The organism is Rhizobium beringeri (assembly GCF_004306515.1).
Classification (GTDB): domain Bacteria; phylum Pseudomonadota; class Alphaproteobacteria; order Rhizobiales; family Rhizobiaceae; genus Rhizobium; species Rhizobium beringeri.
Window position 1 is genome coordinate 2,644,851 of sequence record NZ_SILG01000001.1, and the last position, 23,252, is coordinate 2,668,102.

Annotated in this window: 23 protein-coding genes and 1 riboswitch; of the genes, 10 read left to right on the forward strand and 13 right to left on the reverse strand. The window is 61.3% G+C overall.

The window, feature by feature from the left end:
• Positions 1–85 precede the first annotated feature (85 nt).
• Complete coding sequence (locus tag ELH03_RS13400) at positions 86–310, forward strand: hypothetical protein (protein ID WP_128407673.1); 225 nt, start codon at positions 86–88, stop codon at positions 308–310.
• Between the two features lie 115 nt (positions 311–425).
• Here ELH03_RS13400 and ELH03_RS13405 read toward each other — a convergent pair whose 3' ends face one another.
• Both ELH03_RS13405 and ELH03_RS13410 read right to left on the reverse strand, forming a co-directional pair.
• On the reverse strand, positions 426–734 hold the full coding sequence (locus ELH03_RS13405; RefSeq protein ID WP_128401539.1) for a GCG_CRPN prefix-to-repeats domain-containing protein: 309 nt from the start codon (positions 732–734) through the stop codon (positions 426–428).
• Positions 735–965: 231 nt separating this feature from the next.
• Positions 966–1,412 carry an SRPBCC family protein gene (locus ELH03_RS13410; protein ID WP_128401540.1) on the reverse strand — a complete coding sequence of 149 codons (447 nt, stop codon included), beginning with the start codon at positions 1,410–1,412 and terminating at the stop codon, positions 966–968.
• A gap of 240 nt (positions 1,413–1,652) precedes the next feature.
• Positions 1,653–1,795: riboswitch (FMN riboswitch) on the forward strand.
• Between the two features lie 78 nt (positions 1,796–1,873).
• Here ELH03_RS13410 and ELH03_RS13415 point away from each other — a divergent pair.
• Positions 1,874–2,308 carry a 6,7-dimethyl-8-ribityllumazine synthase gene (locus ELH03_RS13415; RefSeq protein WP_018242719.1) on the forward strand — a complete coding sequence of 145 codons (435 nt, stop codon included), beginning with the start codon at positions 1,874–1,876 and terminating at the stop codon, positions 2,306–2,308.
• 66 nt (positions 2,309–2,374) lie between these two features.
• Here ELH03_RS13415 and ELH03_RS13420 read toward each other — a convergent pair whose 3' ends face one another.
• From ELH03_RS13420 to ELH03_RS13440, 5 genes are all read right to left on the reverse strand, one after another.
• Positions 2,375–3,145: an SDR family oxidoreductase gene (locus ELH03_RS13420; protein ID WP_128401541.1), complete on the reverse strand. Its 771-nt coding sequence runs from the start codon at positions 3,143–3,145 to the stop codon at positions 2,375–2,377.
• Positions 3,146–3,208: 63 nt separating this feature from the next.
• Positions 3,209–4,054, reverse strand: a complete 846-nt coding sequence (locus tag ELH03_RS13425) for an alpha/beta fold hydrolase (protein WP_128410081.1) — start codon at positions 4,052–4,054, stop codon at positions 3,209–3,211.
• A gap of 270 nt (positions 4,055–4,324) precedes the next feature.
• The gene (locus tag ELH03_RS13430; RefSeq protein ID WP_130766408.1) at positions 4,325–5,392 is read right to left on the reverse strand and encodes an IS110 family RNA-guided transposase; all 1,068 of its coding nucleotides are present in this window, start codon (positions 5,390–5,392) and stop codon (positions 4,325–4,327) included.
• Positions 5,393–5,567: 175 nt separating this feature from the next.
• The gene (locus tag ELH03_RS13435) at positions 5,568–6,167 is read right to left on the reverse strand and encodes a TMEM175 family protein (protein ID WP_128401543.1); all 600 of its coding nucleotides are present in this window, start codon (positions 6,165–6,167) and stop codon (positions 5,568–5,570) included.
• 37 nt (positions 6,168–6,204) lie between these two features.
• A complete protein-coding gene (locus tag ELH03_RS13440) occupies positions 6,205–6,900 on the reverse strand; it encodes an alpha/beta fold hydrolase (protein ID WP_128401544.1) in 696 nt (231 codons plus the stop codon).
• A gap of 170 nt (positions 6,901–7,070) precedes the next feature.
• On the opposite strand from ELH03_RS13440, the gene ELH03_RS13445 reads away from it, so the two are divergent.
• Both ELH03_RS13445 and ELH03_RS13450 read left to right on the forward strand, forming a co-directional pair.
• Positions 7,071–7,697 carry a CGNR zinc finger domain-containing protein gene (locus ELH03_RS13445; RefSeq protein WP_128401545.1) on the forward strand — a complete coding sequence of 209 codons (627 nt, stop codon included), beginning with the start codon at positions 7,071–7,073 and terminating at the stop codon, positions 7,695–7,697.
• A gap of 187 nt (positions 7,698–7,884) precedes the next feature.
• Positions 7,885–8,574: a VOC family protein gene (locus ELH03_RS13450; protein ID WP_128401546.1), complete on the forward strand. Its 690-nt coding sequence runs from the start codon at positions 7,885–7,887 to the stop codon at positions 8,572–8,574.
• Positions 8,575–8,874: 300 nt separating this feature from the next.
• On the opposite strand, the gene ELH03_RS13455 is transcribed toward ELH03_RS13450, so the two are convergent.
• Positions 8,875–9,759, reverse strand: coding sequence for a LysR family transcriptional regulator (locus tag ELH03_RS13455; protein ID WP_130766409.1), 885 nt, complete (start codon positions 9,757–9,759; stop codon positions 8,875–8,877).
• 122 nt (positions 9,760–9,881) lie between these two features.
• Between ELH03_RS13455 and ampC the strand changes: the two genes are divergently transcribed.
• Positions 9,882–11,039, forward strand: coding sequence for a class C beta-lactamase (gene ampC, locus ELH03_RS13460; RefSeq protein ID WP_128401548.1), 1,158 nt, complete (start codon positions 9,882–9,884; stop codon positions 11,037–11,039).
• A gap of 115 nt (positions 11,040–11,154) precedes the next feature.
• Here ampC and ELH03_RS13465 read toward each other — a convergent pair whose 3' ends face one another.
• Together ELH03_RS13465 and ELH03_RS13470 are read right to left on the reverse strand one after the other, a co-directional pair.
• Entirely contained in the window at positions 11,155–11,931 is a 777-nt protein-coding gene (locus ELH03_RS13465; RefSeq protein ID WP_128410966.1) for a DUF1194 domain-containing protein, read from the reverse strand.
• Positions 11,932–12,044: 113 nt separating this feature from the next.
• Positions 12,045–12,947, reverse strand: coding sequence for a LysR family transcriptional regulator (locus tag ELH03_RS13470; RefSeq protein WP_130766410.1), 903 nt, complete (start codon positions 12,945–12,947; stop codon positions 12,045–12,047).
• Between the two features lie 192 nt (positions 12,948–13,139).
• Here ELH03_RS13470 and ELH03_RS13475 point away from each other — a divergent pair, with 192 nt between their 5' ends.
• Positions 13,140–13,865, forward strand: coding sequence for an SDR family NAD(P)-dependent oxidoreductase (locus ELH03_RS13475; RefSeq protein WP_128401551.1), 726 nt, complete (start codon positions 13,140–13,142; stop codon positions 13,863–13,865).
• Positions 13,859–14,347, forward strand: a complete 489-nt coding sequence (locus tag ELH03_RS13480) for a RidA family protein (protein ID WP_128401552.1) — start codon at positions 13,859–13,861, stop codon at positions 14,345–14,347. Before ELH03_RS13475 ends, ELH03_RS13480 begins: the two co-directional genes overlap by 7 nt.
• Before the next feature lie 103 nt (positions 14,348–14,450).
• Here ELH03_RS13480 and ELH03_RS13485 read toward each other — a convergent pair whose 3' ends face one another.
• The gene (locus ELH03_RS13485) at positions 14,451–14,933 is read right to left on the reverse strand and encodes a Pycsar system effector family protein (protein WP_245504887.1); all 483 of its coding nucleotides are present in this window, start codon (positions 14,931–14,933) and stop codon (positions 14,451–14,453) included.
• Between the two features lie 186 nt (positions 14,934–15,119).
• Between ELH03_RS13485 and ELH03_RS13490 the strand changes: the two genes are divergently transcribed.
• Both ELH03_RS13490 and ELH03_RS13495 read left to right on the forward strand, forming a co-directional pair.
• Entirely contained in the window at positions 15,120–18,905 is a 3,786-nt protein-coding gene (locus tag ELH03_RS13490) for a FecR domain-containing protein (protein ID WP_130766411.1), read from the forward strand.
• A complete protein-coding gene (locus ELH03_RS13495) occupies positions 18,905–20,881 on the forward strand; it encodes a CHASE2 domain-containing protein (RefSeq protein ID WP_130766412.1) in 1,977 nt (658 codons plus the stop codon). Before ELH03_RS13490 ends, ELH03_RS13495 begins: the two co-directional genes overlap by 1 nt.
• Before the next feature lie 48 nt (positions 20,882–20,929).
• On the opposite strand, the gene ELH03_RS13500 is transcribed toward ELH03_RS13495, so the two are convergent.
• Both ELH03_RS13500 and ELH03_RS13505 read right to left on the reverse strand, forming a co-directional pair.
• A complete protein-coding gene (locus ELH03_RS13500) occupies positions 20,930–21,469 on the reverse strand; it encodes a GNAT family N-acetyltransferase (protein ID WP_130766413.1) in 540 nt (179 codons plus the stop codon).
• A 44-nt stretch (positions 21,470–21,513) separates the two neighbouring features.
• Entirely contained in the window at positions 21,514–22,266 is a 753-nt protein-coding gene (locus tag ELH03_RS13505; protein WP_128401557.1) for a nucleotidyltransferase domain-containing protein, read from the reverse strand.
• Between the two features lie 284 nt (positions 22,267–22,550).
• Here ELH03_RS13505 and ELH03_RS13510 point away from each other — a divergent pair, with 284 nt between their 5' ends.
• Positions 22,551–23,246: a fumarylacetoacetate hydrolase family protein gene (locus ELH03_RS13510; protein WP_017961148.1), complete on the forward strand. Its 696-nt coding sequence runs from the start codon at positions 22,551–22,553 to the stop codon at positions 23,244–23,246.
• Positions 23,247–23,252: the final 6 nt, after the last annotated feature.

The window sequence follows — 23,252 nt, forward strand, 5'->3', positions numbered from 1 at the left end:
TGGAAAACAAAAAATAAACACTTTAAACTTGCGCGACTTTGATTCCATTATAGGGCCGTTCGTCATCGTGTGATTGAGGGGTGCGATGGGCACGATATTCTGGCCAAAAGATCCGCTGGATGGGAATGACATGACGCTGCTGACGTCGATCCTTCGGCGATGGTGCGAAAGGTATCAGGTCGAGCTGACGGCGGAGGAAAGCAGCCGCAAGGCGAAAGAACTCGTCGAATGGTTCGAATTCGGCGTCAAGGATCCCGTCGAGCTCGAGGAATTGATCGACGACACGCACTGGCTCGTCAGCAGGATCTGACCCTCTCGGGCAAATCGCAAGAACGCTGGCTGTCAGCGTCGGCGAAGCTGTTTTATGAGAAAAGGCCGGGCGAAAATCGCTCCGGCCTTCGTCCATTTACATCTAAGCGAGACCTTTAGTCATCATCCCGCCAACGCCGGTCGCGATCCCAGCGCCTCTCATGGCGCCAGCGCGGGCCATCCCAATCCCGGTGACGCCGCTCCCAACCCCAGCGGGGCGGACCACCGTAGAAAGCTACCGGCGGCGGGCGTCTCCAGTTTCGCCGGCATTCACCCCAGCGCGTCAGATGCCATCCGCGACCGCAGGCGTAGTCGACCTTTGTGACGTTGCTCTGGACTTTGATTGTCCCCATCGGCATCGCCTCCGCGGTACCGATCGAGAGGCCGCCAACGAGCAAGGCAGCCGCGATAGAAAGTGCTTTCATCGAGAACTCCATTTCAATCCAGCCGCCCCTACTTTATGGCCGCTAAATTGAACTGGAGATGAACTGCGCGTTCATGTTTGGCGCTAGAGCGTGATGCCGAAAAATGTGAGCGGTTTCGGACGAAATCGTGCTCTAACTCTTTAATTTAGAACAGGATTCAGACTTTGGGTTGATCCAGTCTAAAATCATCCTGTTCTGGCAGCGCGCGATGTCGAAGGTGGAAAAGCCGGGCTACGTCCTGCCGTAAAAAGGGTCGGGACCTGGATCACGCCCGGCGGCGACTTCGGTCAGCCGCTCGAGGTAATGCGCCCAGCCTTCCGCATGGCCGGCGCATTGGTCGGCGCTGGGCAGGCCGCTATGGGTGAGCCGCAGCAGCGTTCCGCCTCCCTGCTCGATCAGGTCGATCTCGACCAAGCTCGACCCTGGCGGCACCACTTCGCTGCCGTCCCAGCCGAAGCTGTAAGCAAGGCGATGAACCGGCACCACCTCACGAAACGAGCCGCGTGCAAAGCGGGCGCCGGTGACGTTGACGAGATAGAGCCCGCCGGGCTGCGGCTCGACCTGCGCTTCTGTTCCCATCCAGCGCAGGATCTTCTCCGGATCGGTCATCAGTGCAAACACCGCAGCCGGCGGCGCCGCGATATGCGCCTCGCGGTGAACGACGAAAGATTCTGGCATCACTCTCTCCCATGGTTGTCACGGCCCCGCCCAGGCGGAGACAGCGCGTCCTGTCTTGTCGTGCTTCTGACGTGGATGTCCTCACAGAGAGCATGTAGGCGCAAGCTCCTCCTCCGCAAGAGGGATTGCCCGTCGCCATCGACAAACGAGCGAAATCGCCGCTTGCGGAGCCCTGATCCAGCTCCGGCCGCGAAAGCATTTCGACCTATTGCCAGCCAGTCGCCTTCCCCCTATTGTTCGCGCCGTTCTCAGGGCGGGGTGAAAGTCCCTACCGGCGGTATGCAATTTTGATTGCGAGCCCGCGAGCGCCTTCTCAGGAAGGGTCAGCAGATCAGGTGAGATGCCTGAGCCGACGGTCATAGTCCGGATGAAAGAGAACGTGCGTTCCTGCCGCCCTTGCGGCTGTCGGGAACGTTCGTGATCGCCTTGGGTGATGTGTCTGTTCGCCAAAGGAGATTACCGTGACACCCACCCGCTACGCCTTCGTCAAAGCCAGCTGGCACGCCGACATCGTCGACCGCGCCCTTGATGGTTTCTACCAGCTCGTTCCGCCCGAGCAGGTCGACGTGTTCGATGTTCCCGGCGCATTCGAGATGCCGCTGCTCTCCCGCGATCTTGCGGCAACCGGGCGTTACGGCGCCGTCATTGCCGCGGCCTTCGTCGTCGACGGCGGAATCTACCGCCACGAATTCGTCGCCCAGGCCGTCGTCGATGGGCTGATGCGCGCCGGCATGGATACGGGCGTACCGGTACTTTCCGTGTCGCTGACGCCGCATCAGTATCAGGAAACCGAGCACCACAAGCAGATCTACCGCGCACATTTCGTCGAGAAGGGCCGTGAAGCAGCAAAGGCGGCTCTGACGATCGGCAAAACCCGCGCCGCTCTTGCCGCGTGACAGCGGCTCGACGAGCAGAAGAACAACAGGCGATGAAGACGGCGGGCAATCCCGCCGTCGCCCACATCAGATCGACTTCACCTCGCCGCCATCCATGCGCAGCGTCGAGCCGGTCATCCAGCGGGCGCCCGGCGATACCAGGAACGCCATCAGCTCGGCGATTTCCTCCGGTTCGCCGTAGCGGGCGATGCCTGCTTGCTCGGGGAAATTGGCGGTCGCCTCTTCTACGGTCAGGCCGTGCAGCGGCGCCCAGTGCTTGAGATAGGAACGGCGCCGGCCGGTCATGACGGGACCGGGCAGTACGCTGTTGACCTGCACGCCATCGGCGATACCGCGATCGGAAAAGGCCTTGGCCAGCGCCACAATGGCGGCATTGATCGTTCCGACCGCTGCATAGGGTGCCTTCGGAAATACCGCCGAATTGCCCGACATCAGGACGACGGAGCCCTTGGTCTCTTTCAACGGCGGCCATGCCGCGATCGTCAGGCGCCGCGCGCCATGCAGCTTCAGAGCCAGTCCGCCCTCCCACTGGGCGTCGGTCATTTCGAAAAGATCGATCTGCGGCACCGCGCCGGCGATGTTAAGCAGCGCATCGATGCGGCCGAGGGCACCGAGCGCCTGATCGACCACGGCCTGCGCCGCCGCCGGCTCAGCAAGGTCGGCGCCGATGACGAGGGCCTGCGCGCCGACCGCCCTCACCGCTTGCGCGGTCTCCTCAAGGTTGGCGCGGTTGCGGGCGACCAGCACCAGCGCCGAAAAATCGCGCGCCAGGCGCAGCGCCGTTGCCTGGCCGATGCCCTGGCTGGCGCCGGTAATGATGGCTACTGAGTTCGACATGGCAGATCTCCTGTTGGCGAGAGCCACGGCCCCCCTTCCGGAGGGCCGTGGCCGGGTTTTCCGTCAGCGGGCCAGAAAATCGCGGATCGCGGCCGCGATCTCGGCGGCGTGCGTTTCCAGCGCAAAATGGCCGGTGTCGAGGAAGCGGACGACCACATTGGGATTATCGCGCTTGAAGGCTTCGGCGCCGGGCGGCAGGAAGAACGGATCGTTCTTGCCCCACACGGCCAGGAACGGCGGCTTGTGGGTGCGGAAATACTCCTGGAAGGCAGGGTAGAGCGCGACATTGCTCTTGTAGTCGCCGAAAAGATCAAGCTGCACATCCTCAACATCAGGCCGGGCCAGATAGAAATTGTCGAGCGAATAGCCATCGGGCGAAACCGTGGTCGGATCGGCGACGCCGTGGGTATATTGCCAGATCGTCGCCTCCGGCTGGAGCATCGCTTTCAGCGCATTGCGGTTCTCCTCGGAGGCGTCCTCCCAATAGGCCTGGATCGGGTTCCAGCCGTCGCTCAAGCCCTCGACATAGGCATTGCCGTTCTGTGAGATGATCGCCGTGATCCGATCGGGATGCTTCACGGCGAGGCGGAAGCCCGTCGGTGCGCCGTAGTCGAACACATAGACGGCGTAACGGTCGAAGCCGACGATTTCGGTGAAGCGGTCGATCGTCGCCGCGATCCCGTCGAAGGTGGCAGGCCGCGCCGGCAGGTCGGATTGTCCGAAGCCCGGAAGATCGGGCGCGACGATGTGGAAGCGGTCGGCCAGCAGCGGAATCAGGTCGCGGAACATGTGGCCGGCGCTCGGAAAGCCGTGCAGCAAAAGCAGCTTCGGAGCATCCGGCGAACCTGCCTCACGATAGAAGATCTTGAAGCCATCGACGTCGGTGGTGCGGTATCTGATGGTGGACATGACAGTCTCCAATGAAAGAACGCAAGGGGCAGAACACCACCATTTGGCGGCTTTTCCTTGGGTTCGGTTAAGTTTTGACCGGCATTCGCACCGATCGGCAAAGTCTCTCTTTCCGCCGGACAGATCGCTTTGCTGTCCTTCGGTTCTTGAACCAGTCTCCAATGCGTGACCTGATGCCTGGGGCTTCGGTCACAGAGTGGCGTTCGGCTCCCGGTTTCCCATTCTCCTTGAGAAGCGCAGCCCAGTCCTGCCGGGCTCGCTAGACTGCCATCAGGACAACCGGGATATCGTCGACGCGCCTTCCATGGTGGCGGTGCCGCGCGGCTCGTAGGCGCGCTGGTCACGCAGGATCTGGAAGGCGATCGTCAAAAGCTTGCGCGCGATGGCAACCCGCGCCTTGTTTACTCCTTTGATCTTCAGATGCTCGTATTGGGCGCGCAGCTGCGGATCGCTGGCGATGGCAGGTGTTACCGCCTCGACGAAGGCCCAGCGCAGCCACTTGTTGCCCTGCTTGATGATCTTGCCGTGGAAGGTCTTGCCGCCGGAGGAATAGGTCGACGGCACAAGCCCGGCATAGGCGGCAAGCTTCTTCGGGTGGCGGAACCGCGATATGTTGTCGATCTCCGCATCGATCAGCCGGGCGAAGAACTCGCCGATGCCGGGGATCGTCTTCAACAGCTTGACGTTGGCATTGGCCTTGGTCATCGCCCGGATCGTCGCTTCCGACTGTTTGATCCGCATGTCGATGTCGCCGATGAAGGCGAGACCACGGTCAATCTGGATGCGGTCGATCTCCGAGACGTTCACTTGAGCCAATTGGACGCGGCCGGCCTTGCCAAACAAATCGCCAAGCTTCTTCAACTGCGCCGTCTGCTCCGGATAGCGGTCGAACACCGTGACGATGCGGTTCTTGGTCATCGTGCGCAGGCGCACGTAAAACATCCGCTCGCGCAGCGCGACGCGAAGGTCCCGCGATCTCTCGCTTGGCGCCCAGGCTTCGGGTACCAGGTCGGCTCTGAGCAGATGTGCCAGCACCGTCGCGTCGATCTTGTCGGTCTTGATCTTGGCGTCGGCGATCGCTTTAACCTTCAGCGGATGGGCGAGAACGACATCATCACAAATGTCGTCGAGCCAGTCGTACATCACCATCCAGTTGCGCGTCGCTTCGACAACCGCATGCGAGTTCTCCCGATAGCGTTCGAGAAACCCGCCCAGCGACTGTCGGTCGTTCTTCACCCGGCCGGATCTCAGCGTCTTGCCGCTGCTGTCCTGAACCACCAGGTGGCTGTAGGATTTGTGATAGTCGACCCCGATATGGTATACATAAGAGGCAGTCATGCTTCCAACTCCCTTATTGAGATCTTCGAAACCCCAATAGGATAAGCCGAAAGGCTGGAAGTGTGACTGTCCCTCGATCATCATCTGCATCTCAGTGATCCGTTCTCTCAACGGGCGCGGCCTCTTTCATGCCACCTCCTTTGCGTTGATAACTTGTTTGATATTTTCCGTGTGGTTATTCCGCCTGCCCTTGCAGGCGGCTGCTGAAGATCTCCGGCTGGAGATAGAGAACGAGGGCGCAGCAGATCAGGAAGAAGCCGAGGAGCGGTACGAAGGGGGCAACAAGCCCCGCCAGGGCAAAGATCGCCAGGCCAACGAGGGTTCGACGGCGCGCCAGCCGGCGGGCTTGCTCAGGCATGGCATCCGTCTCGACATGCGCCAGGATCTCGCGCTCGAACATGAGATAGGCGGCATTCACCAGCACGAAGACGGCGGCGTAGACGGCAACCGGCATCGGCGCGAGGTCGGTCCTCGCCATCCAGGCTGTGGTGAACGGCAACAGCGACACCAGGAACAGGTGCACGAAATTGATCCAGATCAGCCGGGTCGATGCAAAATGCACCAGCCGTAGCAAATGATGGTGGTTGATCCAGATGATCGCGATGAACAGGTAGCTCAAGGCGTAGCTGACCAGGGTCGGCCAGAGCGCAAGCATGGCTGTGATTTCAGGGGACTCGGGCGCCTTCAGCTCCAGCACCATGATGGTCATGATCACCGCGATCAGAGCGTCCGAAAACGCGCTCACGCGCTCCGTCGTCATCTTCTGTCCGTGCATCTCAATTCCTCCTCATCCCATGTTTTGACGGCTGAATTCAGGCCGCTGCTACTGCGGCGACCGCCTCCCTGACGATGTCGAGCACGGCGGCAGGCGCCGTAACGATTGGCGTGTGGTCGGCGGCGTGAGAGCGCACCCGCGCCTGCATCCGCTCGGCCATGAAGCGCTGGTTGTCGGCAACGATCATCCGGTCCTGTTCGGCGACCAGGAACCAGGCCGAGCGGTCCTTCCAGAGCGGGCGCGACACGGGGACAGTGATGCAGGCCGGCGAAATCGGCCGCTGCACGGCGGCCAGTACCGCCTGCTCCTCATCAGTCGCATTCTGGGCGAATGCCGAGGCGAAGGCCTCCTCCGGCAGGTAGATCAGGCCGTGATTGTCCGGCGAAAGCTTCGGCGCCTGCGGATGCGGCGTGCCGCGATAGAAAATATCGGCCACCGTCTCGCCCTCGTCGGGCGCCAGCGCCGCTATATAGACAAGCCCCTTGACCTTCTCTTCCCTGGTCGCGGCGATCACCGCGCCGGCATAGGCATGGCCGACGAGAACCACTGGCCCCGTCAACCGCTCCAGTGCGCGATCGAGTGCCGCGACATCGTCACTGAAGGAGGTCAGCGGCAGCGGCGCTGCCACCACCGTCAAGCCTTCGGCAGCCAGAAGCTGGATGATCTTCGACCAGCTCGAACCATCAGCCCAAGCGCCATGGACCAGCACAACATTCACATTCTCTCGGGACATCGGCCTTCTCCTCTGCGTCCTGATGACATTAAGTAACCTATCCAATGCTGATATAACGGTTACTATTGGATCGCATAACTTGTCAAGACCATTCGAACAGGTTACATGTCAATTATGTCTTCAAGAGGCCGCCCACACTTGGTGTCACGGCGGCCGGAACAGGAGTTATGATGGGCAACCGCTCACCCGCCCTTTTCATTGGCGATGCGCTGGGGCTGGATTTTCTGAATTCGATCGCGACACCGGTCGATACGCCGGTCGATTGGATCGACGACGGCGAAGGCCTGCTGCGCTGGCTGGAGCAAGCAGCACTCGTTCCTCACGAAACGCTGGAGGCGATGCGGGCGCAGGCCTTGCCCGGCGAACTCGACAATGTTGCCGATCAGGCAAGGCATCTGCGCGAGTGGTTCAGGGATTTCGTCCGCACCCGCAAGGGCCGCCCACTCCCGGCAAATGCCCTGAACGAGCTGGAGCCGTTGAACCGCCTGCTCGAACGCAACGAGGGCTTCAGCCGCATCGTGGCAAGTCACGCCGATGGGCACGAGACGCTGGCGCTTCAGCCGATGCGCAAATGGCGCTCGCCCGATGCACTGCTGCTGCCGGTCGGCGAAGCACTGGCGCAATTCGTCTGCACCGAGGATTTCTCCACAGTGAAGGCCTGCGAGGGACCGGTCTGCACGTTGCTTTTTGCCGACCACACCCGTGGCCACCGGCGGCGCTGGTGCAGCATGGCGATGTGCGGCAACCGGGCAAAGCAGGCAGCCCACCGGCATAGGCTGAAGGCGGATCACGAGTGATGCGCCGTCAGCCGGATCTCTGCGTGGCTGGGCCGGAATCTGCCTTCAATCGGAATAGGCATGGAATCCGCTGGTACCGGCCAAATCAGACAGAATAATTGATTCGACGGCCTCACCGCGCTGTGGTCCACTGGCCATTGACATGTATCGCCATTCTTAACGCATCCAAAACCCCAAGGAGCTGAAGATGAGCAATGCAATGCGCAGTGAAACCCCCATTGAGACCCCGAGAACACAGCCCGTCGACACCAAGCTCGAGGTGGTCGTCATCCCCGTTTCCGACGTCGACCGCGCCAAACGTTTTTACGACGGCCTGGGCTGGCGGCTCGACGCCGACTTCGCCAATGATGCCGATTTCCGTGTGATCCAGTTTACCCCGCCCGGCTCCGGCTGCGCGATTATCTTCGGCAAGAACGTCACCGCTGCAGCCCCCGGTTCCGCCCAGGGGCTCTACCTGATCGTCTCCGACATCGAGGCCGCCCGCCGCGATCTCATCGCCCGCGGCATCGAGGTGAGCGAAGTGTTCCATGACGCTGCCGGCGTCTATGCAGGCAAGGACGAACCCTATCTGTTCGGGCGACTCCGGATCTCCGGCCGCGATCCCGACCACCGCAGCTATCGCTCCTTCGCCTCTTTCAAGGATCCCGACGGCAACGGCTGGCTGTTCCAGGAAGTCACCACGCGGCTGCCGGGGCGCATCGACGCCGACGAGACGAAATTCACGACGTCGACCGAGCTTGCGTCAGCCCTCCGCCGCGCGGCTACCGCCCACGGCGAACACGAGAAGCGAAACGGCGGCAAGCACGACGAAGGCTGGCCGGACTGGTACGCCGAATACATGGTCAGCGAACAGGCCGGCAAGCAGCTGCCCCTATAGGCAAAGGCGGCAACATTCTCTGAGAAGCAAGGGCGTTTCGGTATGGCGCGCGCCATACCGAAACGCTTTTTCGTGTCTTCGCCTCACCAATCTCACCGATCACCTTGCCGACGTCAGGATGTCCCCCCGCCTCTCGCTGTTGCAGTCAACCGATTATCCCGTCGGGCATATCGCCCGGACGTCGGATACGAGTCCGCCTCGCGCTTCGCCATCCGCTTCCGGAAGCATTTCGGCTCCGCGCCGCGCCCCTATCCGCGGCGGCGTAAAACGAGGTCGAGGATCGGGATCCGCCAGAAGCTCTCATTGAGATGTGGAAGACATCTGCGACGTTATCCAATCAGAAAATGCCAGCATGGCTGCTGTTGATGGCCTTGATTGAAGTCGGGTTAGCCAATAGCTGCCCAATGATATGGTCGTGGGAAAAGGTTGTCTTATAGCCCCTGATGACAGATGCCTGGAAAACATCGACGGCGGCGCCAAAGCGATTCCCAGTCCCTGCAGAGCCGCCTCCATCATGGCGACGGAAGAGTCGAAAACGATACCTGCGTTGACCTGCGTCGCCGGTGGAACGTCGGCAGCCGCGAACCATGTACTCCACTCGTCCGCCCTGTAGCTCCTCAAAAGCGTTGCGTCGACCAGGTCAGCAGGCGACCTTAAACGGTCCGCCAGTTTGGGGATGCACAGAGGCGAAAGCGGAGCGTCGAACAGGCGCAACGCTTCTGTGCCGTGCCAGGAGCCACTGCCGAAGCGAATGGCAAAGTCCAGTCCCTCAGCGGCCATGTCGACGCGATTATTGTTTGTCGAAATGCGCACGTCGATGAACGGATGCTGCTGTTGAAAATCCGGAAGCCTTGGCAATAACCAGCCGACAGCAAACGTTCCGACCACGCCCAAAAACAGCAATTCCCGAACCTGCCCGGCTTCAATCCTGTCCAGCGTGATGGCCATTTGATCGAAGGAATTGGTCAAGGTCGGCAAAAGAACTTCGCCTTCCGCGGTGATTTTCAAACCCCTTGGGAGACGCTGGAAAAGGGCAACGCCCAATCGCTTCTCCAGGCTTTTCACCTGCTGGCTTACAGCGGCCTGGGTAACACAAAGCTCGATCGCGGCGCGGGTAAAGCTGAGATGTCTCGCCGAAGCTTCGAAGGCCCGCAAGCCATTCAAAGGGAGGAATTGCCGAACCATATTAGCCCTAGATTTTCTTGGATCTCCTCCGAGATATCATCGTTTGCTACCGCAAAACAGTGCCATTAAATGCCGTCCTCATGCGCTCCATCGCTGATTAAACTGCCTCCAGAGGATGAAAAATGAAGCGTGATTGGATAGGAATTCTATCGGCCGCCCTGGTCGCGACATGCATTTCCACAAATGGCTTTGCGGCTGACGAGATGAAACTGAAAGCCATCTCGGACAGCGCGATCAAACCGGTCATGGATAAATACGGCATCCCGGGCATGGCCGTTGCTATCACCGTTGACGGAGAGGACCACATCTTCAACTACGGCGTCGTGTCGAAGGATGCAAATACGCCCGTCACTGCGACCACCATGTTCGAACTCGGATCGATCAGCAAAACGTTTACGGTTACCCTTACATCCCACGCGGAAGTGACCCGCCGGCTTTCGCTGTCGGACAAGGTAAGCAGATATCTTCCATCGATGAAGGGAAAGCCCTTCGGCGATGTCGCGCTGTTGAATTTGGGCACGCACACGGCTGGCGGATTTCCGCTGCAAGTTCCTGATGACGTCAAAACCGAAAAACAACTGATCGACTATTTTGAAGCCTGGCGCCCCTCATATGAGGCTGGAACCCACCGAACTTATGCCAATCCAAGCATCGGGATGCTTGGATATATAACGGCGAAAAGCATGGATGAGGGTTTCGTCGCCTTGATGGAAGGCAAATTGTTTCCCTCCCTTGGATTGAAAAGCACGTTTATTGATGTGCCGAAATCGCGGATGGCCGACTATGCCCAAGGCTACAAGCGAAGCGGTGAGCCGGCTCGTATGACACCTGCCATTCTTTCGTCCGAGGCCTATGGAGTGAAATCCACAGCAAGCGACATGATCCGGTTCATCGACGCGAACATGGGTCTGGTCGAGCTGGACGAGAAGCTCCAGCAGGCGATCACGAATACGCATAGGGAATACTTCGATGTCGGCGCAATGACCCAAGACCTTATTTGGGAGCAGTATTCCTATCCCGCGACGCTGACGACGTTGATGGAAAACAATTCGAGCGCGATGCTGAAGACCATTCCCGTCAAGCAACTGACGCCCGCAATGGAACCGCGCGACGATGTGTGGATCAATAAAACCGGCTCAACGAATGGTTTCGGCGCCTATGTCGCGTTCATCCCGAAAGAGCGGCTCGGCATCGTTATTCTGGCCAATAAAAACTATCCCAACGAGGACCGCGTCTCTGCCGCTTACCAAATACTGACTGATATAACTTCGGCGCGCTGACCCGGTAGAGCATGATGCCGAAAAGTGTGCGCGGTTTTCGGACGACATCATGCTCTAACTATGTAGAACAGGATGATTTTAGGCCGACCCGGCCTAAAATCATCCTGTTCTGGCATCAGCGGTCGAAGATGTCCCGCCACTGCTTCTCACCGATCAGGCAGTCAGTGCCCGCCTCAGCGCCGGCGATCTTCTGCACCATCGCCGGCGGGGATAGGTAGCTGATCTCCAGTACCAGCTTGCGGCGCACGGCAATCGCGAAATCCTCGATCTTGCGAACCGGCAGCACGAAGGCGCCGGGACCGCCGATCACGCAATCCGCATAATATTTGTCGAGCCCGTTGGGCGCATCGGAGGGCCGCAGCATGATGGCGAGGCCGTTGATGATCATGCCTGCTTCCACCGCCTTGTCGCGGGCGGGGGTGACGGGATCGCCGGAATTGTTCGGGCCGTCGCCGGAGACATCGATCACCTGTCGCCTGGACTGAAAGGGACTGGAAACGATCATGCTGGCGCCCTGGACGATCGCGGTGGAGATCGATGTGCGCCGTTGCGTGGCAATCGGTCGGGCTTCGAGCTTGTCGGCAAAAGCGATCGCATCCCCTTCCGTCTCGATTACCTGCCAGTCGATCACGGAATCCTGGACGACATAGCCTGCCCATTCGAAATAGCTGATGGCGATGCGGCCGGTCAGCCCGCCCTTCACCGCGTCGATGAATTCCTTGTGCTTGAGCGCCTCGACATAACCCTCGCGCTGGATGCCGATCTCCTCGAAATCCATCGACCGCGAGGTGTCTACGGCAAGCACGAGGGTCACGTCGACCTCGCTTCCGCCCGCCTGGGCGGCCGGGGTAAGGCCTGTAAGACCCATAAGCACCGCAAGTGTCGTCAGCATTGGCCATCCAATCCCTGCGCCATCCAAGCCAGCAAACTCTAACACAGCTTGGCCGACGCAGGATGCTCGCCCGCGCGCACGGCTTCAATTTTCGGTGATGGATTGGAAGGCCTTCAATGCAAGGGAAGCCACAAGGGTGTCTTCCATGCCTTCAGCGCCTCGAGAAAGACCTGCAATCGGGAAGGCAGGAAGCGGCGTGTGGGATAGACGGCGTGCACGAAAATTTCCTCGGACGACCAGTCCGGCAGCAAGCGAATGAGTTCCCCTTTTCTGATCTGCTCGTCGCAATAGGTCGACGGCAGCAGGCCGATGCCGTGTCCGCGATAGGTGAAGGCACTCACCGCATCGAAATCGCGGCTCGATACCGGTCCCGAGACGTGCAGGCGAACCGATTTGCGACCGCTCACGAGATGCCATTCCGCCTCGCCGTTGCGGCCGTTCAAGAGAATGCACTGATGATCCTTCAGGTCTTCGGGCTTTGCAGGAAGCACCCTGCCTTTCACATATTCCGGTGCGGCGACCAGATAGCGCACGCTCTTCCCGAGCCGCTGCGCGACGATGGTCGAATCCTTGAGTTCGCCGAAACGAATGCCGAGATCGATGTTCTCCGCGATCAGATCGAGGAACAGGTTGGTGACGAAGAGATCGACCTGGATCTTCGGATATGTCTTCAGGAAGGCGGAGACGAATTCGTAGAAGACTTCCTGTCCCAAGATGACCGGCACGGAGATCTTCAGCAGACCTTCCGGCTTTTTCTGCGTCTCCGTGAGTACCTGCTCGGCATCAAGGAGATGGGCGAGTGGTTCGCTGCACTGACCGTAATAAGCCCGCCCCTGCGCGGTCAGGCTCAGCTTACGCGTCGTCCGCTGCAGCAGCGTCACGCCGAGCTGCTCCTCCAGCGACGTCACCTTCCGGCTGACGGTCGATACCGGCATGCCGAGGGAATGGGCAGCGCGGCTGAAGCTGCCATACTGCGCCACCTTCACGAAAACAGCGATATCGTTCAGATCAGCCATACGGGATTTTTGCATGGATGCAAAAGAGAATCCAGATATTTCCATCTAATCGGGTAATGGAGTTTTCGCCATATTCACCTTGCGAAAACAAGACAACCCGATGGAGGCGCATTCGCAGCAGCCCCATCTCGAGCGACCCCGCCTTCGCAAGTGCAAGGCCCGCGTTGCCCGAACCAGATTATGGAGATCAGCATGACTACGAGAAAAACAGTCATCGTCACGGGCGCCTCCCAGGGTATCGGAGCCGGCCTCGTCAACGCCTTCATCCAGCGCGGCTACAATGTCGTCGCTACCTCGCGCCAGGTCAGCGCCTCGGAGGCTTTCCAAGCCTCGGACAGACTGGCGCTGGTCGATGGCGACATCGGCGATGCCGAAACCGCAGCGCGGGTGGCAAGGACTGCAATCGATCGCTTCGGCTCGATCGACGCGCTCGTCAACAATGCCGGCATTTTTCTAGCCAAGCCATTCGTCGAGTTCACGATGGCCGACTTCGAGAAATTGTCCTCGACCAATCTCGAAGGCTTCCTCCACCTGACCCAACTGGTCGTCAGGCAGATGCTCGCACAGAAAACGGGCGGCAGCGTCGTCAGCATCACCACGCCATTGACCGATCATCCGATCGCCGGTTTCTCCGCGTCGGTGTCAATGATGACAAAGGGCGGCATCAACGCCATCTCCAAGAACCTGGCGATGGAATATGCGAACGAGGCAATTCGCTTCAATATCGTCGCTCCCGGTGTGGTGGACACGCCGCTGCACAAGGACAATCCGAAGGACTTCCTGAGGACGCTGTCGCCGATGGCAGGCATATCCAACGTCGAGGAGATCGCCGACGCAGTCGTCTTCCTCACCGAAGCGCCGCGCGTAACCGGGGAGGTGCTGCACGTCGACGGCGGCGCACATCTGGGCAGATGGTAGACCATGCGAAAGCGCAGGCAGCTGGCGCGGAACGGCGGCTGCAGGAACTCGGCATCACGCTTCCCCCACCGCCGACACCCTTCGGGGCCTATGTCGAAGCGACAAGGACCGGTAACCTGGTCTTCTTCAGCGGGATGCTGCCGGTCGTCGGCCATGAGCCCCGCTATATCGGCCGCGTCGGTGGCACGCTGACGGCGGAAGACGGCAGGAAGGCCGCCGAAACGGCAACGCTGAGCGCGCTCGCAGCCGCCAGGGACTATCTCGGTTCACTGGACAGCGTCGTCAGGGTCGTCAAGCTGGGCGTCTATATCGCGACCGAAGGCGATTTCCGCGACCATCCGAAGGTTGCGGACGGAGCGTCCGAAATGCTGCTTGCGGTCTTCGGCGAGGAAAAGCTCTCAGGCCGCGTCGTGCTCGGCGTCGCCAGCCTGCCCCTCGGCCTGCCGATCGAACTTGAACTCGTCCTCGAAGTCGAGAATTGAAAGTGGCCGGGCACGTCTCTGCGTGCCCGGCGAAAGCACGCCTCGCCCTTCGAGGCCCTTGCAAGGCCACCTCCGGGCGAGGCTCTCTTGGGCCATGTTGCGCTCACACCGCCACCAACAGCAGCACGTAAGCGATCACACTCACCATCAGCCCGCGGAACGCGAAGGTAACGCAGCGATATTTGCTGCGGGCGATGGCGGAGAGGATGTTGGCGTTTTCGAGATACTGGTCGAAGAGATAGCGCTCGTCGCGCCGCAGTGCCGCCTCGAAGAACAGATCACGGTGGTTCTGCCAGGCGCCCCAGAACAGCGAGGTCGAGCTGTCCAAACGGCGCGGCAGCACGACAAGGATCGCCGACAGGATGGAAAAGACCGAAGCGGCGGCAAGAAGGCCCGAGAACAACATGCTCCCTGGCGTCCCGCTCGCGTACCGCGCCAGGCTGAAGACTGCTCTCACCTCGCTTGAGCTCACCAGGAAGGCCAGCATGAAACTAAAGATATAAGCAGCCTTCTGGTCTGAGATCTTGATCTGATCGTAGAATATGTCGTTGATTTTCTTGATATGGTCAAAATACCCGGCGCCAATGTCACCTGTCGACGGTTAGCTTGGCATAAGTTCAGTTGCACTCTCGAATTCGCTCACGTGAATACTCCACCCAACAAGTGTTTCCCTGATATTACACTTCACAGCGAATTCAAGAACACGTGTGCAATGCGCTTGACTTTTCTTTTCTACATGGACAAAGGGGAAGTGGGATTTGGGGTTGGGGTCATGCTGGGTCGCTGGAAAAACATCTGTCGCGCCGGGGCGGCGCTTGCGCTTGTCGTGCCGGGCTTTTCACCGGCGGCGGCCGACCCGGTGCAGCGCGCAACACCGGTCGCCGGTTCCGTCATCGCCCGCAAGATCGGCGAGGAGGTCCGCTTCATCGACGTGTCGAACTGGCGTGTCGTCGACATCCATCAGGATCTCCTGACCGGCGACGTGTTGCGCACCAACGCCAACGGCCAGCTCGCCATTGTCTTTTCCGATCATACCCAGGTTCGCCTTGGCCGCAATTCGTCGCTGCAGGTCAAGAAGATGGCCGCGAGCGGCGACACGACGCTGGAGCTGCAATCGGGAACGATCTGGGCGCGCGCCGAGCGCGGCGGCCAGGGCCTGACGGTGGAAACGCCGGCGGCCGCAGCCGCCATCCGCGGCACCGACTGGACGATGACCGTCGAGGGCGCCAAGACCTCGATGATCGTGCTCGAAGGCCGCGTCGCGCTTACCAACCCGCAGGGCAGCGTCGAGGTGAACGAGGGCGAAGGAGCGGTCGCCACGATCGGCCAGGCGCCGCGCAAGCTCGTCATCGTCACACCCGACGATCGCGAGCAGATGCTGTTCTACCTGAACCTGCGTGACGGCTTCGGCCTGATGCCGACCTCGCCGCTGCCGGCAGGCCGCATGGCCGACGAGCGCCGCCGGCTGCTGGCTTTGCCGCCGGAGCGTCGCACCACCGAGGACTGGCTGGAGCTTGCCGAAGTGCAGAGCGCCTTCGATGGCCGGCAGGTTGCAGCCGCCACGCTTCAGGAGGTTCGGGGCCGCAAGCTGACGACCGCCCAGAAGGCCCGCGTCGACCTGATCGATGCCACGATCGCCGGCTCCGAAAAACGATACGACGAAGCCGCAAGGCTATTTGCGGCAGCACTGCCGCATCTCGACGCCAACCGCCGCAACATGGCGCAGTATGGCGGCTATTTCGCCCGTTCGCTTGCCGATCCCGCCGATGTCGAAAAACCGCCGTCATCAGCTGTCGGCCCCTATGGCGCGATCATGCAGGCCTACACCGCCGGCTTTCTGCAAAATCCGCGCGCCGCCATCGATGTGATCAGCCAAGCCGAGAAGCGTTTTCCCGACGATCCCACCCTGCCCGCGATCCGCGCGCAGCTGGCGCAGTTGATCGATGACCGCGCCCAGATGCAGGAGGCGGTGAACCGCGCCCTCTCGCTCGATCCCAACCACCCGATCGCCCTTGCCGCCCGCGCCTCCTACAAGGCGAGCTACGAAAGCGACATCGACGGCGCTTTGGCCGATCTGAACCGCGCCATCGAGCTTGCGCCGGGGGCATCGGGATCGTTAAACTCGATGGGCCTGCTGCAGAGCGCCCGCGACGCCAATGGCGAGGCCGAGGCCGCCTTCCTGAAGGCGATCGCGCTCGACCCGCAGGACCCCGTCCCCCACGGCAATCTTGCCATTCTCTATCTCGACCAGTCCAGGATGAAGGATGCCAAGCGCGAGATCGATGCGGCACTCGCCGTCGATCCGTCCTACGACATCGCTCTCCTCGCCCGCGGCCGCTACTACCTGCAGACCGGCGAGCGCGACAAGGCGCTGGCGGACTTGCTGGCGGCCAGCACCGCGAATCCGGCGCATTCGCAGTCACAGCTGATGCTCGCCGCCGCCCATTACGAAAAGGGTGACCGCATCCCCTCCGCACAGGCGGTCGACAATGCCGACAGGCTCGACAAGAACGATCCCGTCATCTCCTCCTTCCGCACCGCCGTCGACATCGACGACTACGACGCCGACGGCGCGATCCGCAACGCCCAGGAGTTTCTCCGCCGCTCCAGGGCGCGCGGCGGCGACTACAGCGCGCTCGGCGCCAACCAGGATGCCGGCTCGACGCTGAACAACGCCTTCCGCCTGCAGGGCTTGGACGCCTGGGGCCGCTATTATGGCGATGCGGTCTTCAGCCCCTTCGAGGGCAGCGGCTACACCGACCAGTCGATCAAGGGCAGCATCTTTCCCTTCAGCAACGCGACTGATTTCGGCGACGACAATATCAGCCAGTACCGCGTCAACACGTCGAGCTTTTCCTCGCTCTTCCAGGGCCTGCTGCTCGATCCGCATATGCTGTCGGGCCGTTCGCGCTCGGCGACGCTTCTGCGCACCCCCTTCATCGAAGGTTCGCTCGGCGGCGGCATCAACAGCGTCGACGGCCATACGAGGCGCATCGGTGAGGCCGAAATCCAGGGCTTCTCCAACGAAACCATCCCGCTCAGCTTCTACGGCAACCTGAACTGGGAGGAGATCGCTCGCGACGGCAACTATACGGATTTCGGCGGCTTCTCCACCGAGAACAAGATCCTCAGCGGCAATGGTTATCTCACAGCGACGATCACCCCTGATGATCGTATCGTCGCTTATTTCAATGGCGCCAGACGCGATTTCGACCTCGACACCTTGAGCAGTAATTCCCAGCTGTCGACCATTCTGAACGACGGGCTGTTCGATCCCATCCTCGTTCCCTTTTTCGGCATCCCGCGGGTGCCTGATGAGTTACCGCTCTATCAGACCCGGCGCGACATCATTACGACGACCAATGCCGGCATCGGCTGGAGCCACACATTCGGCTACGAAAACGTGCTGAACACGGCACTGCTCTATTCCGGCACGCGAACGAAGACGACCGACGAACTGGCGTTCGACTGGGAGACGGTGCCGTTCCTTGGCGGTCCCGGCACCGATATCCGCCCGTTTGGACAGATCAGCCAGGACCAGAGCTCGAAGACATATGTCGCCGCCCTCAACCACGATATCGGGGCAGGACCCCTGACCTTCCGCTACGGCGTCGAAGGCGGCTGGATCGATGCCCATAACAGCAGCTTCCTGCACATCGAGGATATCATTCCGGGCTTCCTCGACGGCACGACGCTTGGCCCCACCGAGGCCGACAACCGCGTCGATATCGCCCGCGCCTATGTCGACGTGCTGCACGAGATCACCCCTGATCTGAAGGGGGAATATGCGCTGTTCGGCACGCGCATGTCTGGCGACGGCGTCGATGTCAGCCGGCTGGAGCCGCGCTTCGGCCTTGCCTGGTCACCCGTCCGGAACCATTGGCTGCGTGCCGCCTTCATGCGTCAGAGCGTCGATACCGGCGTTCCAACGCTGGCGCCGGTCGGCATCCTCGGCCTGCAGCCGAACCAGTTCTCGGTCGGCATCGAAGGTTATAGCGATACGGTGGCGCTGCAATGGGATGCCGAGTGGACCGATCGTTTCTTCACCTCGGTCGAATACCAGCACCAGGAGTTGCATGATTTCTCGATCGACTTTCCGCTGATCTCGCTTCCGGCGGCCGACAGCCTGCCGCTGTCGCGCGGCAGCGTGGACCGCGCCGCCGTGACTGCCAACGTCGCGCTCGGCTACGGTTTCGGCCTTTCCGCCACCTATGCCTACATGGAATCGGAGAACAAGGACCCGCTGGAGCCGAACTACGGCGGTACGCTGCCGTTCATTCCCCGCAACTCTGGCCAGATCGCGCTGACCTGGGTGAACGAGGCCAAGGTCAAGGCGACGGTGGCGGCCAATTATGTCGGCGAGCGCGATGGTGACGATCTCGGCACGAAACTCGACGACTATTGGAGCCTCGATGCCCACCTGATCTGGGAACCCCTGGACAAACGCATCGCGCTGGAAGCGGCCGCCTACAACCTGCTCGATGAGGATTTCGAGCTCACGCCCGGCGTGCCCGGCTGGGGCCGCGCCTTCAAGGGCACGCTCAAAGTCCGCTTCTGATGCGGGTGCGAGGCAAGCCTCGGCCGACCGGCGGGCAAGCCGAAAGCCGTCATCTGAGGCTGCTGGTGCTGGCGCTCGCAACGCTCGTCACCATCTCGCTGCTGTCGCGCCTGCCGGCATGGTTGCTGCTGGAACTCAGAAGTTTCGACTATCTCTCGACCGTCAATGATCCACGCCCGCCGCAAGGCGGGCCTGTCATCGTCGCGATCGACGAGCCGTCGCTTGCCGATATCAATGCGCAGTGGCCCTGGCCGCGCAGCCTGCATGCCGAGCTTGTCAGGCAGTTGCGCACGGCCGGCGCCCGTGTCATCGGCCTCGACATCATCATGGCCGAACCCTCGAACCCCGACAACGACGACGCGATCACCAAGGCCGTCGGCCCCGATGTCGTGCTCGCCGGCGACGAAACGCTGATCGAGACGCCACAGGCTTCCCAACTGATCCGCGCCACGCCGCTGCCGCAGCTGACCGAAGCGGGTGCTGTGACCGGCATTGCCTCCATCGATCTCAGCGGCGACGGCACGTTCCGGCGCATTCCGGGCTATCAGGACGGTTTTGGCGCCATGCTAATGAAAGCGGCATCGGGAACAGCAAACGCAGCCCTGCCGGCCGGCCGGCTCATCCAATCCTTCGGTCCGGCCCGCAGCTATCCCACGGTCTCCTACTACCAGGCGCTCGACCCTGAGAACCTGCTGCCACCGGATTATTTCAAGGGCCGCGTCGTGCTGGTCGGCCTCAGCCTGCAGAATGCCCCTGCCATCGACAAGGGCGGCGTCGATGCCTTCGCCACACCCTACACCGTCCACACCGGCACGTTGACCTCGGGCGTCGAGATCCAGGCGACGATCTACGACAATATCCGTCGTGGCCTGTCGATCGCGGAAGCCCGCCTGCCGCTGGTCGCCGCCTGCATCCTGATCTCCGTGCTGCTCGCCGCCGCCACCGTCTGGCGTTCGACGGGATGGTTGACGATCGTCGCCAGCGCCGTGGCCGTGTTCGCCTTCGCGGCGGCGAGTTTTGCCGGCATCCGATTTGCCCACGTCTTCGTCTCGCCGCTTGGGCCAGTCGTTGCCTATGTCTCGGTCGCCTTCGGCCAGGCCGCCTTCGACTATGCCGAGGAGCGCCGCAACAAGCGGCAGATCATCCGCGCCTTCGCACAATATATCTCGCCCGATCTGGTCAAGCGCCTGTCGAACGATCCCTCGCAGCTAAAGCTCGGCGGCGAGCGGCGCACACTCTCGGTGCTGTTTTCGGATGTGCGTGGGTTCACCACCATCGCCGAGACGCTGAAGGACGATCCGGAGCAGCTGACCGGCCTGATTAACCGGCTGCTGACGCCGCTTTCCGACGTGGTGATGGATCATGGCGGCACGATCGACAAATATATGGGCGACTGCATCATGGCCTTCTGGAACGCCCCACTCGACGATCCCGACCATGCGCTCCACGCGGTCACCGCCTCGCTCGCCATGCAGGCGGCGATATCGAGCCTGAACCGTGAGCTGGAACGGGAGGCGGCGGCGCGCGGCGGCAAGCCGCATGTGCTGAAGATGGGCGTCGGCATCAACACCGGCGAATGCATCGTCGGCAACATGGGCTCGACCCGCCGCTTCGACTATTCCTGCCTCGGCGACAGCGTCAACCTCGCCTCCCGCCTCGAAGGCGCCTCGAAGAATTATGGCGTAGCACTGCTGCTCGGCGAGGAGACCGCACGGCTGGTCGCCGGCACCTACACCGTCGTCGAGCTCGATCGCATCATCGTCAAAGGCCGCACTGTCCCCTCGCCCGTCTATACCGTCGTGCACAAGGCCAAGGCCGAAGCCCTCGCCGCCCATCGAGCCTTCACGCAAGCGAAATACGCCGGCACACTTGCGCCATCCGACCCCGCCTTCGACAGGCTGGCCGCCGATATCCCCGAGCTTGCCCCCTATTACGCGATCGTCCGCGATGCGCTGGCCGAATCCGGCGAGGAATGACCGGCGACGACGTCTTCTCACGCCTGATAATTGCGCACGGATGTTCGTTCATGAGCCACTCGTTTTGCCAAAGGCGTACATGTTAGTCGGCGCGCCATGCAGCATCACCTCCCGCTCGAAGTTGAAGCCACATTTCTCAAGAATGCGTCTTGAAGCGGCATTGGCGGTGCGAACTAATCCGATCACCCGCTCCGCATGAAGATGATCAAAGGCAACCGCCAGGGCTTCCCCGACCAATTCCGTGGCGTATCCATAACCCCAGCTCTCGGGTTGCAGATGATAGGAAAGGTTGAGGCCGTCGAATTCCTTGGAAACGGTCACGCCGCCGAAACCGATCAACGCACCGTTCTCCTCAACGGCCCAGCGCCCAAACCCGTGATCTTTCCAATGCCCGATGTCGCGCGCAAGCCGCGCTGCACTTTCTTCCGGCGAGTCCGGGCGCGGCACCGGTCGGTGTGCGACCAATTCCGGCCGCGAAAAAAGTCTGGTCAGGAAATCGATATCCCCTTCCGCGGGAATTCTGAGACGCAATCTGGCGGTACGCCTTACCGCCGACGGCAAGGCACTCTTGAATTCGTTCTCAAGCATCTTCCATCCAATTTTGAAAACTCGGCAATGTGACTGATACCAAATTATTCCAGGCGGCGCGCTTCCAGCGGCGCGTCCTGCCTGAATCCCTCGAAATAGCGGCCGCCATGTAAGGCAAGCTCCCGATCGGCCAAAGCCAGAAATCGGGCGCCATCGCCCGCTGCCGCCAGCCTGAACGCCGCGTCGAATTCCGCTGCCAATTGCGCGTCGAGCTCTCTCATCAGACGCGGCGCCCATTTTCCCCGGCCAGCCCACGCGCCACGCCCGAGGAGGATCAGGTCGGCGAGCTTTTGATAGAGCGGCGCGGCGATGGCGGCGATCTCTTCGGGCGGGCGCGTTCCGCGCAGATCGTCGGCCAGATCGGTGACCTGATAGCGCAGCAAGTCGTAGTCTGCCCCGGCAAGAGGCTTGGGTCCTGCCGCCAGCATCCTTGCCGCCCTTGCCTGGATGACGTGGGCGCTGTCGATATCCGGCCCCAGTATGCTGCCGGTGACAATCATGTTGACCATGATGGGATAACCGCTGTCGGCATCCTGATGGAGATAATGCGCCAGTGTCTGCGGATCGTGGACGAAGGCCTCGACCGGGAAACCGTCCTCAGTGAACGATTCCCGCCAGGCTCTTTCGAGCGACGGGAACACGACGACCAGATCGATATCCGAAAACGCGGTTCCCTCGCCACGCATGAGGGAACCGGCCACATAACTGAAAGCAGCCCCGGCAAAGCGGCTGGCGACACAGTGGCGGGCAGCGGCCAGCGCCCGCTCCGCAAGAATATGCTTCTGGATATCGTCCACGATCTCGTCCTCGAATGCGGACACGGGCGGGAACAAAAAACCCGCTCGTCTCCGGCGGGTTGGTCTTAGCAGCGATGAACGGAATTCAGTTCACGCGTCTACCACCCACCGCGGCGCGGTGGTCGTAGACGTCATCGAAACTCTAAAAATCCTGCTCATGGCCAAGATTACCCCGCGACCATGACAGCGTCAATGCACCGAAGCCGGACGCCAAGGACGGCTTTCCCGCCGCGATGTTTTCCGTCTAAGATGGCGCAAGACTCGTAAACAGGAAGATCCCGCCAATGTCCGATCCCGTCACCGTCATCCCGCTTCCGCAACCGGTGCTGCTGCCGGTCGAGGGCAGCGCCGAGCGTTTTCCGGTGCGCCGCGTCTATTGTGTCGGGCGCAACTATGCCGACCATGCCATCGAGATGGGCCATGATCCCAGCCGCGAGCCGCCCTTCTTCTTCCAGAAGAATGCCGACAACCTGCTGCCGGCGGGCAAGGCCTTTCCTTATCCGCCGCTGTCGAACGACGTGCATTACGAGGTCGAGTGCGTGCTGGCGCTGAAATCGGGTGGCGCGAACATTAAGGCCGCCGACGCGCTCGACTGCATCTACGGCTACGCCGTCGGCATCGATTTCACCCGTCGCGACCTACAGGGCGAGGCAAAGAAGCTCGGTCGTCCCTGGGAAGTCGGCAAGGCCTTCGAACATTCCGCTCCCGTCTCTTCGATCATTCCGGCAAGCCGCCTCGGCCACCCCGCCGAAGGCAAGATCTGGCTGGAACAGAACGGCAAGCGCGTGCAGGACGGCGATCTCAACCAGATGATCTGGAAGGTGCCGGAGATCATCGCCGAACTGTCGAAGCTCTTCACCCTCGCACCGGGCGATATCATCATGACCGGCACGCCCGCCGGCGTCGGCGCGGTGGCCAGGGGCGATCGCATCAATTGCGGCATCGACGGCGTAGCCACCCTATCGGTCGAGGTCGTCTGAGGAGAA